Source organism: Streptomyces subrutilus, assembly GCF_001746425.1.
GTDB lineage: Bacteria > Actinomycetota > Actinomycetes > Streptomycetales > Streptomycetaceae > Streptomyces > Streptomyces subrutilus_A.
The window spans coordinates 1877893-1890384 of record NZ_MEHK01000001.1; the positions used below are offsets into that span (position 1 = coordinate 1877893).

The 12492-nt window shown below is 72.5% G+C and carries 8 protein-coding genes; 1 reads left to right on the forward strand and 7 read right to left on the reverse strand.

The window, feature by feature from the left end; genetic code table 11:
• Window positions 1-2: 2 nt before the first annotated feature.
• The 7 genes from BGK67_RS09485 to BGK67_RS09515 form a co-directional block, all read right to left on the reverse strand.
• Window positions 3-1406: a segregation and condensation protein A gene (locus tag BGK67_RS09485; RefSeq protein WP_069919665.1), complete on the reverse strand. Its 1404-nt coding sequence runs from the start codon at window positions 1404-1406 to the stop codon at window positions 3-5.
• 896 nt (window positions 1407-2302) lie between these two features.
• Window positions 2303-2812, reverse strand: coding sequence for a hypothetical protein (locus tag BGK67_RS09490; protein ID WP_079154104.1), 510 nt, complete (start codon window positions 2810-2812; stop codon window positions 2303-2305).
• Complete coding sequence (locus tag BGK67_RS09495; protein ID WP_362398297.1) at window positions 2797-3834, reverse strand: ParA family protein; 1038 nt, start codon at window positions 3832-3834, stop codon at window positions 2797-2799. Before BGK67_RS09495 ends, BGK67_RS09490 begins: the two co-directional genes overlap by 16 nt.
• Window positions 3835-4283: 449 nt before the next feature.
• On the reverse strand, window positions 4284-5399 hold the full coding sequence (gene ald, locus BGK67_RS09500; RefSeq protein ID WP_069919668.1) for an alanine dehydrogenase: 1116 nt from the start codon (window positions 5397-5399) through the stop codon (window positions 4284-4286).
• A gap of 152 nt (window positions 5400-5551) precedes the next feature.
• A complete protein-coding gene (locus tag BGK67_RS09505) occupies window positions 5552-7525 on the reverse strand; it encodes a tetratricopeptide repeat protein (RefSeq protein WP_244291181.1) in 1974 nt (657 codons plus the stop codon).
• A 279-nt stretch (window positions 7526-7804) separates the two neighbouring features.
• Entirely contained in the window at window positions 7805-8434 is a 630-nt protein-coding gene (locus tag BGK67_RS09510) for an NUDIX domain-containing protein (RefSeq protein WP_069919670.1), read from the reverse strand.
• A gap of 79 nt (window positions 8435-8513) precedes the next feature.
• Window positions 8514-10166, reverse strand: coding sequence for a CTP synthase (locus BGK67_RS09515; protein WP_069919671.1), 1653 nt, complete (start codon window positions 10164-10166; stop codon window positions 8514-8516).
• Window positions 10167-10638: 472 nt separating this feature from the next.
• On the opposite strand from BGK67_RS09515, the gene BGK67_RS09520 reads away from it, so the two are divergent.
• The gene (locus BGK67_RS09520) at window positions 10639-12444 is read left to right on the forward strand and encodes a glycoside hydrolase family 15 protein (RefSeq protein WP_208948673.1); all 1806 of its coding nucleotides are present in this window, start codon (window positions 10639-10641) and stop codon (window positions 12442-12444) included.
• Window positions 12445-12492 lie beyond the last annotated feature (48 nt).

Below are 12492 nucleotides of genomic sequence, written 5' to 3' on the forward strand. Positions count from 1 at the left end.
GCTCATTCCTTGGCCTCGACAATCCGGTCGAACTCGTCGGTCACGGTCGGCATGCCGTCGCCGTCCCCGCCGCTCCAGCGCACGGTGAGGGTCTTCAGGGCCTCCTCCTGGTCCAGGACCACCGCCTTCTCGCGGTAGAGCTCCAGCAGGGCCAGGAAGCGGGCGACGACGGTGAGGGTGTCCCCGGCGTCCTCGGTGAGCTCCTGGAAGGTGGCCTCGCCGCGGGCCTTCAGCAACCGCACGACGAGAGCCGCCTGCTCGCGGACGCTGACCAGCGGGGCGTGGATGTGGTCGACGTACACCTGCGGCTTGGCCTTGGGCTGCATGGCCTTGACGGCGAGCCGGGCGAAGCCCTCCGGCCCGATGGTGATGACGACCTCGGGCAGCAGGTCGGCGTGGTGCGGTTCGAGGCCGACGGTACGGGGGTAGCGCCGGCCCTCGGCCTCCGCGCGGTCCTCGAAGATCGTGGCGATCTGCTTGTACGCCCGGTACTGCAGCAGCCGGGCGAAGAGCAGGTCCCGGGCCTCCAGCAGGGCCAGGTCGGCCTCGTCCTCGACCTCGGCGGCCGGCAGCAGCCGGGCCGCCTTCAGGTCGAGCAGGGTGGCGGCGACGACGAGGAACTCGGTGGTCTGATCGAGGTCCCAGTCGGGCCCCATGGCCCGGATGTGGGCCATGAACTCATCGGTGACCTTGGACAGCGCGACCTCGGTGACGTCGAGCTTGTGGCGCGAGATCAACTGCAGCAGCAGATCGAAGGGCCCCTCGAAGTTGGCAAGGCGCAGGGTGAACCGCCCGTCGCCTCCCGCGGGGCCGGCGGGGTCGGGTGCGCCGGCCGGGTCGCCTGCGGCGAAGCCATCGGTCGCGGACTCGCCCGTACCCCCGGCGGGGGCGGCACTTGCGGGGACGACCGCAACCCCGCTGCCCCCCGGATTCCCGGATGCGGCAGCGCCCCTGGCCGCAGCTTCGCCCGCGGCAGTCCCCGCGGCTTCGGAGTCATCCGCGGCCGGGCCCGGCGCGCCGGAGCCGGCGGGGCTCGCGGCTCGGGGAGTGCGCGCCGCCGTGACCGCCGTGGCGTCGCCCGCCGGGTTCGTGGATGCGGGAGCGCCCGCAACGGTGGCCGTCGCACTGTTGCCCGCCGGGTGGGAGGCGGCCAGGACATCGGCGGGGGCCGGCTCGGGCCCGGAAGTGCCGCCCGGCCCGTCGGCGTACCGGCCCTCCCCGGGCTCCGGAGGGCCGTCGCGGCGCTCCGTGGGGGCGTCAGGGGCTGCGGAGGTGCCCTGAGGGTCTTCCCCGGGTCCGGGCCGCCCGGCACGCTCAGCGGGCGCCTCGGGGGCCTTTCCCGGCGTGCCGGGGCCTCGTCCCAGAAGTCGGCGGGCGGGACGGCCGGGTTCGGCGGGGAGGGGCATCGCGGTCCAGGGTCGTGCGGAGGCGGGCGGCCGCGGCTGACGAGCCGAAGCGTGCCCCCACCCTAGGCCGCGACACCCCGATCGGGCCGGACCGGCCCGGGACGCCCGCAGCCGTGCGCCGCGAGGGCTTCCCGCAGAGGCCCGGCGGGAAGCCTCGGCTGCCCCGCGCGGCGAGCGGGCGGCCGGACCCGCGGACCGCGTGTCCCGGCGGCCGGACGTCCCGCGCCTGCGCAGGCGTATCCCGTGAAGCCGCGAGCCGGGTGTCCCGAACGGCTGCCTCGCGGCCCCGTCCGGTGGCCGCGCCGGGCGACACCAGGCCCGGCGGCCGAAGCGCGTGGCAACGCGAGACGGGTGGTTGAGCCGGGCCGGAGTCGGGCGCGCCGGAACCGGGGGCCAGGCGTCCGTAGCCGTCGGCCTCGTGGCCAGGGGCGGGGCGGGCCCGCTGTACCGCGCCGGGCACCGCCGACCCGGGCACCGCCGACCCGGGCACCGTGGAGCCCGGGCATCAGCCCGGGCAGCTGGAAGGCCCGGCCCCGGGCGTACCACTTCACGGGGGGCGGCCCGGGAGGCGGAGCCTGGCGCCGTGGAGCCGGGCGGCCGAGGCGCGGGCGCGCCGGGCGGCGTGGCCCAGCCGGAGCCGGGCGTACCGCGTCGCGCGAGGCCGCCGGCCCGGGAGGCGGAGCCTGGCGCCGCATGGGCAGGGCAGCCGGAGCGCGGGCGCCGTCGGGGCGACATGGCATAGCCGGGTCCCGGCCGGGTGCACCGCGCCGGTAGGGCGCCGCCAGGGCCCGGGAGAGGCGGAGCCAGGCGTCGTCGAGCCGGGGTGTTCGGGGCGCGGGTGCCGGTGGGCGGCGCGGCCCAGCCGGGGCCCGGGCCGGGAGGGCCGTAGGGGTTGGTCAGCGGCCTCGGAGGCGGCGGACCAGGATGCTGGCGTCCCCGCGGGATTCAAGGTCGGCGAGGACGACCGCCACCGCCTCGCGGACGATGCGGCCGCGGTCGACCGCCAGGCCGTGTTCCCCGCGGAGCACCAGCCGCGCGTGTTCCAGGTCCATGAGCTCCTCGGCGGAGACGTAGACCGTGATCTTCTCGTCGTGCCGCTCGCGCCCGCTGGGCCGCCGGTTCGCGCCCCGGCCCTGGCCCTTGCCGCGTCCGCCCGCCCCGGGGGCCGCGGAGGTTCCGTTGACAGAACCTTCCTGCGGCCGCCGGGGTGCTCCCACCACGGATTCCGTGCCGGCCTCGGCCTCCCGGCTCCGGCCCTCCCCCGCCGCGCCCTCGGCCGAGGAGGCCGCGTGCTGGGCGGCGGGCGCCTCGTCGGCGCCCCGCCTCGGCGAGGAGGACTGCAGGGCCATCCCGCCGGTCGTACGGAACAGTTCGTCGGCTCCGGGCAGACTCACTCGGCGTGACACCGGGCGAGCACCTCCCTGGCGAGCTGGCGATACGCGGCGGCGCCGACGGAGTTGGAGGCGTACGTCGTGATGGGCTCACCGGCGACCGTGGTCTCCGGGAAGCGCACCGTGCGACCGATGACCGTGTGGTAGACGTGGTCGTCGAAGGCCTCGACGACGCGCGCCAGCACCTCGCGGCTGTGCACCGTACGGGAGTCGTACATCGTGGCGAGGATGCCGTCGAGCTCCAGCTCGGGGTTGAGCCGCTCCTGCACCTTCTCGATGGTCTCGGTCAGCAGCGCCACGCCGCGCAGCGCGAAGAACTCGCACTCCAGCGGGACGATGACCTTGTGGGCCGCCGTCAGGGCGTTCACGGTCAGCAGACCGAGCGAGGGCTGACAGTCGATCACGATGTAGTCGTAGTCGGCCATCAGGGGCTTCAGGGCCCGCTGCAGGGTCGACTCGCGCGCGACCTCGCTGACCAACTGCACTTCGGCAGCGGACAGGTCGATGTTGCTCGGCAGCAGGTCCATGTTGGGGACCGCGGTCTTGAGCAGCACCTCGTCGGCCGACATGCCCCGCTCCATGAGCAGGTTGTAGACCGTCAGGTCGAGTTCCATCGGGTTCACGCCGAGACCCACGGACAGCGCGCCCTGCGGGTCGAAGTCGACGAGCAGCACGCGGCGCCCGTACTCGGCGAGCGCGGCACCCAGGTTGATGGTCGACGTGGTCTTGCCCACGCCGCCCTTCTGGTTGCACATCGCGATGATCTTCGCCGGACCGTGGTCGGTCAGCGGACCCGGGATGGGGAAGTACGGCAGCGGGCGTCCGGTCGGGCCGATCCGCTCACGGCGCTGGCGGGCAGCGTCGGGGGCGAGGGTGGCCGCGTACTCGGGGTCCGGTTCGTACTCCGCGTCGGGGTCGTAGAAGTGCCCTTCGGGCACGTTGTCGTAGTCGGCGAAACCAGTGGGCTTTTCGCCGCTCAGGTCGCCGGCCCTGGAGTTCACGTCTAGGCCGTCCATGCTCTTTTGGGGCGTCGTCATGTGCTGGTGGTTTGCGAAGGTGCGGACTGCGACGGAGCCGACAGCCTCGAGCCCGGCGGGGTTCTGGCCCCGCTCCGGCGCGCCTGCTCGACCACCCCCAGGAGCAAATGTCGACTCATTCACAAGTCGTCTTACCTCCTCGGACGTGACCAGGACACTTATCGATAGGTCAGCGTGGCACCATGCCGACGGTTGGCGACTCTATGGCGTGTCACCGCTCAGCGGCAACACAATCCACCGGACCCGGCACGATGTGTCGGCAACCGAACACGACTCTGTCAAGGGCGCACGAGCTGTCACCGCGAAGTTTCGCGGGTGTGCGAAAGGGTTAAAGGGTTACGTTCGAGGCGAGTTGAGCGGCCTTCCGGCGCACCCGGCGAACACGTCCGGCCGGACCTTGCGGGCAAGGTCCGGCCGGATACGTGAGATTGACGTCAGTCGTTGACGGGTCAGCCGAGAAGCGTGCTCAGCGCGAGGGTCTCGAGGCCGTGGGCCTCGGCGACCGGACCGTATACGACCTGGCCGTCATGGGTGTTGAGGCCCAGCGCGAGCGCGGGGTCACGACGCAGCGCCTCGACCCAGCCGAGGTTCGCGAGCTGCACGATGTAGGGCAGCGTGGCGTTGGTCAGGGCGTAGGTGGAGGTGTTCGGCACCGCGCCCGGCATGTTGGCGACGCAGTAGAAGACCGAGTTGTGGACCTGGAAGGTCGGCTCGGCGTGAGTGGTCGGACGGGAGTCCTCGAAGCAGCCGCCCTGGTCGATCGCAATGTCGACAAGGACACTTCCGGGCTTCATCTTGGCGACGAGCTCGTTGGTGACCAGCTTCGGGGCCTTCGCACCCGGGATCAGCACCGCGCCGATGACGAGGTCGGCCTCGATGACGGCCTTCTCCAGCTCGTAGGCGTTGGAGACGATCGTCTTGATCTTCGTGCCGAAGATCTTGTCGGCCTCGCGGAGCTTGTTGATGTCGCGGTCGAGCAGGGTCACGTGGAAGCCCATGCCGATGGCGATCTGCGCGGCGTTCCAGCCGGAGACGCCGCCGCCGATGACCACGCACTCGCCGGCGTGGGTGCCGGGGACGCCGCCCGGGAGCACGCCGCGGCCGCCGGCCGAGCGCATCAGGTGGTAGGCGCCGACCTGCGGGGCCAGCCGGCCCGCGACCTCGGACATCGGGGCGAGCAGCGGGAGCGCGCGGTTGGCGAGCTCGACCGTCTCGTAGGCGATGGCGGTGGTGCCGGACTCCAGCAGGGCGTCCGTGCACGCGCGGGAGGCCGCCAGGTGCAGGTAGGTGAAGAGGGTCTGGTCCTTGCGGAGGCGGTGGTACTCCTCCGCGATGGGCTCCTTGACCTTCAGCAGCAGGTCAGCGGTCGCCCAGACCTCGTCCGCGGTGCCGAGGATCTCGGCGCCGGCGGAGACGTACTCGTCGTCCGTGATCGAGGAGCCGACACCGGCGTTCTGCTCGACGAAGACCTGGTGGCCGTTGCGGACCAGCTCATGCACACCGGCGGGCGTGATGGCGACCCGGAACTCGTTGTTCTTGACCTCGCGGGGGATGCCGACCTTCATCGTCGATCACGGTCCTTGGCTCAGGGGAAATTACGGAGTACTTCCATACATACCCGCCCACAAGAACGCGCAACGGGATGCACCACGGGATGACGTGGTGAAGCCAGTTTAATGAAGGATGAACGCGTGTCTAGCCTTGCAAACAAATAATCTTAGTCGGATCCACTACGGATTTCGCAGGCCGCGGGATCGTCTCCCAGCAATCTGTCGGCCGCGGACCGGTGCAGCCTGGCGGCTGCCGGGTCCCCCAGCCGGTCGAGCGTGTCGGCCAGCCGGACCTGCAGCGCGGCCTGCAGCCGCTGGTCCCCGGCACGGCGCGCCAGCTCCACCGCCTCCCGGCAGGTGTGCAGCGATTCCTCGGGCCGGCCGGCGTACTCCTGGACCCGGGCCATCTCGCTCAACGCCTTTGCCTGGCCCGGCACATCGGCCAGCCGCCGGTAGCCCGCGGCGGCGGCCCGCCAGTTGCGCAGCGCGTCCCCGTAGCGGCCCGCGTACGTGTGGACGTTCCCGAGCCGCCCGTACAGCCGGGCCTCGTCCGTCCGCTCCCCCCGCGCCAGGGCGTGGGCGAGCGCCCGGCCGAACCAGTCGGAGGCCCGGTGCCAGTCCGCCAGCTCCTGGTAGGCGCCCCCTACGGATTCCATCGCGCGGCCGATCGCGTACGGATCGTTCGCGGCCCGTCCCGCGTCCAGCGCGGCCCGGTAGCGGTCGAGTGCCTCCTGGGTGCGGCCGGTCTCCGCGTCCAGGTCGGCCAGGTTCAGCAGTGCGGCAGCCTGCTCCCGGTGCAGGGCGCGCCGCTCGGCCACGTCCAGGACCAGCCGGTGCAGCCCGTACAGCTCGGGGGCGGCCCCGGCGGTGCCGCGGTGCTCGGCGAGGGCCCGGACGAGCGCGGCGATCAGCCGGCGGGCCAGGGTGTCCAGCTCCCCGTCGGCCACGGCCAGGGAGGCGGCCGCCGAGAGCGCGGGCAGGCGGGTGTCCAGCCAGGTGGCGGCGGCGCGCCGGTCGGGGAAGCGCAGGGTGCGCGGCACCCCGTCCAGCTTCTCCCGCAGGCCGACCCCGTCGTCCTCGTCCGTTTCGGCCATGGCCCGGCAGGAGTGCAGCAGCCGTACGGTGCGCTCCAGCATCCGGGCCCGGGCGAGCTGCACCTCGGCCGGGCGCTCCTTGGCCTCGAGCAGGGCCTGGAGCAGCGGCGCGAGGCAGCCGGGCAGCAGGAACAGGCCGTTGTGGGCGTGGTGCAGCAGGCCCAGCCCGGCGAAGTCGTCCAGCGTGGACTGGGCCGCGGCCACCGAGCAGCCGGCGAGGGCGGAAGCGGTGTGCGAGTCGACGATCCCGGCGGGGGCCAGCGGCAGCAGCCGCAGGGTCCGCTGGGCGGGCTGCGGCAGGGACTCGTAGACGAGGCGGAGGCCGCGGGCCAGCGGCCCGCCGACACCTGCGGGCATGTCGTGCAGCTGCTTGGCGACGTCGGCGACGGAGGCCTTGGGGTGGGCGGCGAGCCAGCCGCCGACGAGGGCGAGCGCGGCGGGCTGGCCCCCGCACTCCTCGGCGAGGCTCTCGGCGGCCCGGGGGTCGGCGCTGACCCGGGTGTCGCCGATGCGCTGCACGAGCATCTCCACGGCGGAGGGCGTGTCGAGCCCCCCGAGGGTGCAGGGCCGCACGTCGGGGATGCCGGTGAGGGGACCCTCCGCGGTGACCACGACGAGGCACTCGGGGGTGTCCGGCAGGAGGGCGTCGACCTGGTGCGGGTCGGCGGCGTCGTCGACCAGGATGACCACCCGGCGCCCCTTGAGCGCGGTGCGCAGGGCCGAGCTGAGCTCGTCCTCGCCTGCGCCGGGCGGGGTGGTGCGGCCCAGTCCCTCCAGCAGGCCGCGGACGGCGCGCTCGGTGGCCAGGGTCTCCCCGCCGGGTGCGGTCAGCCGGGTGCGGAGCAGCCCGTCGGGGTACTGGTCGGCGACCTCCCGCACGAAGGCCTCGGCGAGCGCGGTCCGCCCGGACCCCGGCCGCCCGGCGATCAGCAGCACGCGGGCGCGGGGGGCCTTGGCCTTGCGGCCCGAGAGGGTGTCGAGCCCGGTCCGTGCGATGTCCTCGCGCAGCTCCTTGAGCTCACGCCGCCGCCCGACGAAATCCGTCACGGATCCGCTCCTCTCCCTGCCTTCGGATTGCGAGCGTAGTTCACGCAGAGCGACGAGCCGGGTGGAGCGCGGCGGGCATATCCCCTGATCGGATCAGCGGATGGTCCGCTTTTCCGTCCAGAGGGCCCGGCCCGGCACGCCGGGCGGGGCCGACGGGCCCCGCCCGGCGAGACGCACGGGCACAGGCTCGGGGCCGGAGGGCGAGCCCAGGACCGGGCACGGGCCCAGGACCGAGCGCAGGCTGCCCGGGCGCGGAGCCGAACCCGGGCTCCCGCGCGCCTACGCCTCGAACGGCCGGGCCTGCCAGGGGGCCGTGGCCGGGCGCAGGGCGTCCAGGCCCTCCCCGGCCAGCGCGGCGGAGAGGGCCAGGACCCCCGTCACCAGCCCCGCGTTGCCCAGCTCGCCCGCCAGGACGCCCCGTACCAGGTCGGCCAGCGGCACCCAGGCCACCTCCATGTCCGCCTCCTCCGAGCCGGTCTCGGAGTACCGCTCGCCCTCGGCGTCGGAGACGCCCCGCGCGAGGAAGACCCGTACCGCCTCGTCCGACCCGCCCGGCGAGGCGTAGAAGTCGGCCAGCACCCGCCAGTCCTCGGCCTTGACGTGCGCCTCCTCGTACAGCTCCCGCTCCGCGCCGAGCAGCGGGTTCTCCCCCGGCACGTCCAGCAGCCCGGCCGGCAGTTCCCACAGCCGGCGCCGCACCGGGTGCCGGTACTGGCTCAGGACCAGCACCCGGCCCTCCTCGTCCAGCGCCAGCACGCACACCGAGCCCGGGTGCACCTGGTAGTCGCGGCGGACCGTCGACCCGTCCGGCATCCGGACCACGTCGGAGTTCACCGCGGTTTTCGCCCCTTGGAACGGTCGCCGGGTCGACAGTGTCTCCCAGGTTTCCGACGTGTCCGTGACGTTCATGCCCCGACCCTCCACAACGCGCGACAGCCGGGGTACGGCAACTCCGTACCCCGGCTGTCTACGTTATGCCGTCAGGCGATCACTTCGCGGACTGCTGCCGCTCCACGGCCGCCTTGACCAGACCCGCGAACAGCGGGTGCGGGCGGGTGGGGCGCGAGCGCAGCTCCGGGTGGGCCTGGGTGGCCACCAGGTAGGGGTGCACCTCGCGCGGGTACTCGACGTACTCGACGAGCTTGTTGTCCGGAGAGGTGCCGGAGAAGACGATGCCCGCCTTCTTCTCCAGCTCGCCGCGGTAGGCGTTGTTGACCTCGTAGCGGTGGCGGTGGCGCTCGTCCACGTACGCCTGGTCGCCGTAGACCTCGCGCACGATGGAGCCCTCGGCGAGCTTCGCCGGGTACATGCCCAGGCGCATGGTGCCGCCCAGGTCGCCCGCACCCTCGACGAAGGCCAGCTGCTCCTCCATGGTCGAGATGACCGGGTGCGGGGTGGAGGCGTCGAACTCGGTGGAGTTCGCGTCCTCGATGCCCGCGAGGTTGCGCGCGGCCTCGATGACCACGCACTGCAGGCCCAGGCACAGGCCGAGCAGCGGGATCTTGTTCTCGCGGGCGTAGGTGATCGCGCCGACCTTGCCGTTGACGCCGCGGTCGCCGAAGCCGCCGGGCACGCAGATCGCGTCCACGTCGCCGAGCACCGCGGCGGCCCCGGCCGGGGTCTTGCAGTCGTCGGAGGTGACCCACTTGATCTGCACGCGGGCCTTGTTGGCGAAACCGCCGGCGCGCAGCGCCTCGGTCACCGACAGGTAGGCGTCGGGCAGGTCGATGTACTTGCCGACGAGCGCGACCTTGACCTCGTGGTCGGGGTTGTGGACGCGGTCCAGCAGGTCCTCCCAGACCGTCCAGTCCACGTCGCGGAAGGGCAGGTCGAGCTTGCGCACGACGTAGGCGTCCAGGCCCTCGGTGTGCAGCACCTTCGGGATGTCGTAGATCGACTTGGCGTCGATCGCGGCGACCACTGCGGCCTCGTCGACGTCGCACATCAGCGAGATCTTGCGCTTGATGGACGTCGGGACGTCGCGGTCGGCGCGCAGCACGATCGCGTCGGGCTGGATGCCGATGTTGCGCAGGGCCGCGACCGAGTGCTGGGTCGGCTTGGTCTTCAGCTCACCGGACGGGCCGATGTAGGGCAGCAGCGAGATGTGCACGACGAAGACGTTGTCGCGGCCGACCTCGTGGCGGACCTGGCGGACGGTCTCCAGGAACGGCAGCGACTCGATGTCGCCGACCGTGCCGCCGACCTCGGTGATGACGACGTCGACGTCCTCGGTCGCCATGCGGCGGATGCGGTGCTTGATCTCGTTGGTGATGTGCGGGATGACCTGCACGGTGTCACCGAGGTACTCGCCGCGCCGCTCCTTGGCGATGACCTGCGAGTAGACCTGACCGGTGGTGACGTTGGCCGAGCCGTCGAGGTCCACGTCGAGGAAGCGCTCGTAGTGGCCGATGTCCAGGTCGGTCTCGGCGCCGTCGTTGGTGACGAACACCTCGCCGTGCTGGAACGGGTTCATCGTGCCGGGGTCGACGTTGAGGTACGGGTCGAGCTTCTGCATGGTGACCCGCAGGCCGCGCGCCTTCAGCAGCGCACCCAGGCTGGAGGCCGTCAGGCCCTTGCCGAGGGACGAAGCGACACCCCCGGTGACGAAGATGTGCTTGGTCGTCATGGATTTGGGCGGCATCGCCAAGAGGGGGCTCCCGTGGTCGCGAGGTGAGGTGCGTCCGGCGCCGGCCACCGTCGATCCGGAAGGGTCTCAGGGGGCGCCGAAGCTGCGGTTTCGGGGCTCCTGATTCGCACAGGCAGACCACCGGTCCACGGGGTACCAGCCTATCAGCGCCCGGGCCCGTCTGCCTCCGGCCACGCGGCGCGGGGGTCCCGTACGGGGCGCGGAGGGGCGGCGCGGCGGCGTACCGGCAGGTCACCCGTTTGGCCCAGTCGCATTCTTCCGCGGAATGAGGAGATCACTAGGGTGCCGTCATATCCTGCTCGGATACCGCACACATCACCGCCGGGCAGTCCGTCGCACGGCACCACCGAGCCGATATACGGAATCATGGGCTCGACGCGGAGATCCCCACCCACAGGAGACCGCGCAAACCGCGCAATGCAAGCGCCCTTCGGGGCGGACATGGCCGTTCGACTGGAGATGCAACGTGTCCGGGCGCATCGAGGATTACGCACTGATCGGGGACATGCAGACCGCCGCGTTGGTCTGCCGGGACGGGGCAGTGGACTGGTTGTGTCTGCCCCGTTTCGACTCCCATGCCGTGTTCGCGAGCATTCTCGGCACCGAGGATCACGGGTTCTGGCGGATCGGCCCCGCCTTCCCGCCCGGCACCGAGCCGCCGCGGGCCACCAGCCGCCGCTACCGCGGCGACTCGCTGGTGCTGGAGTCGGAATGGGAGACCCCGCGCGGCACCGTCCGCGTGATCGACTTCATGCCGCCCCGCGAAGGGCACGCGCCGCAGCTGATCCGGATCGTCGAGGGGGTCAGCGGGCGCGTCAAGATGAGCTCCGCGCTGCGCATGCGCTTCAGCTACGGGCGGGTCGTGCCCTGGGTGCACAAGGTCGACGGGCGCACGGTCGCCGTCGCCGGGCCCGACTCCGTGTGGCTGGACACCGACGCGCAGACGTACGGCAAGGACCTGACCACCTACTCCGACTTCACCGTCGGGCCCGGTGACCGGATGGCCTTCAGCATCAGCTGGCAGCCCTCGCACCGCGGCGCGCCGGAGGCCCCCGACGCCGAGGCGGCACTGGACTCCACCACCGAGTTCTGGCGCGAGTGGGTCGAGCAGTGCACGTACCACGGGCCCTACCGGGAGGCGGTGGTCCGCTCCCTGATCACCCTCAAGGCCCTCACGTACGGCCCCACCGGCGGGATCGTCGCCGCGCCGACCACCTCCCTGCCGGAGGAGATCGGCGGGGTCCGCAACTGGGACTACCGCTACACCTGGCTGCGCGACGCCGCCATCACCCTGTCCTCGCTGCTGCGCACCGGCTACCGCGAGGAGGCCCGCGCCTGGCGCGAGTGGCTGCTGCGCGCCGTGGCCGGCGACCCCGAGAACCTGCAGATCATGTACGGCATCGCGGGAGAGCGGGAGCTCGGCGAGACCGAGCTGGACTGGCTGCCGGGCTACGAGAACTCCCGCCCGGTCCGCGTCGGCAACGGCGCCGCCGGGCAGCTCCAGCTCGACGTCTACGGCGAGGTCACCGAGGCCCTGCACCTGGGCCACATGACCGGCCTGGCCCGCAGCGACTACGCCTCGCTGCTCCAGCTCAAGCTGATCCGCTACCTGGAGACCCACTGGGACCAGCCCGACGAGGGCATCTGGGAGGTGCGCGGCCCGCGCCGCCACTTCGTGCACTCGAAGGTGATGGCCTGGGTGGCCGTGGACCGCACGATCAAGCTGATCGAGAGCGGGGACGCGGACGGCCCGCTGGAGCGCTGGCGCGAGCTGCGCGACGAGATCCACCAGGACGTGTGCGAGAAGGGCTACGACAAGGAGCGCAACACCTTCACCCAGTCGTACGGGTCGAAGGAGCTGGACGCCTCCCTGCTGCTGATTCCGCAGATGGGCTTCCTGCCGCCGGACGACAAGCGGGTCATCGGCACCATCGAGGCGATCCAGCGCGAGCTGTCGACGTCCGACGGCTTCATCCTGCGCTACCCGACGGCGGGCGACGAGGCCGGTGTGGACGGCCTGGAGGGTGACGAGGGGGCCTTCCTCGCGTGCTCGTTCTGGATGGCCGACGACCTGGCGATGATCGGGCGGGTGGACGAGGCGCGCCGGCTCTTCGAGCGGCTGCTGTCGCTGCGCAACGACCTCGGGCTGCTGGCGGAGGAGTGGGACCCGCGCCTCCAGCGGCAGGTGGGGAACTTCCCGCAGGCCTTCAGCCACGTTCCGCTGATCGACACGGCGCTGCGGCTGACCGCGAGCGGGGCGTACGGGGGGTAGCGCCGAGGGGGCGGGCTCTTCCGCCGCCGAGGGCGCGGTCCTTCACTG

Coding starts and splice junctions, on each gene's coding strand:
- BGK67_RS09515 (WP_069919671.1), bottom strand. CDS start 10,166: ATGCCGCCCAAATCCATGACGACCAAGCACATCTTCGTCACCGGGGGT.
- BGK67_RS09510 (WP_069919670.1), bottom strand. CDS start 8,434: ATGAACGTCACGGACACGTCGGAAACCTGGGAGACACTGTCGACCCGG.
- ald (WP_069919668.1), bottom strand. CDS start 5,399: ATGAAGGTCGGCATCCCCCGCGAGGTCAAGAACAACGAGTTCCGGGTC.
- BGK67_RS09485 (WP_069919665.1), bottom strand. CDS start 1,406: ATGCCCCTCCCCGCCGAACCCGGCCGTCCCGCCCGCCGACTTCTGGGA.
- BGK67_RS09495 (WP_362398297.1), bottom strand. CDS start 3,834: ATGACGACGCCCCAAAAGAGCATGGACGGCCTAGACGTGAACTCCAGG.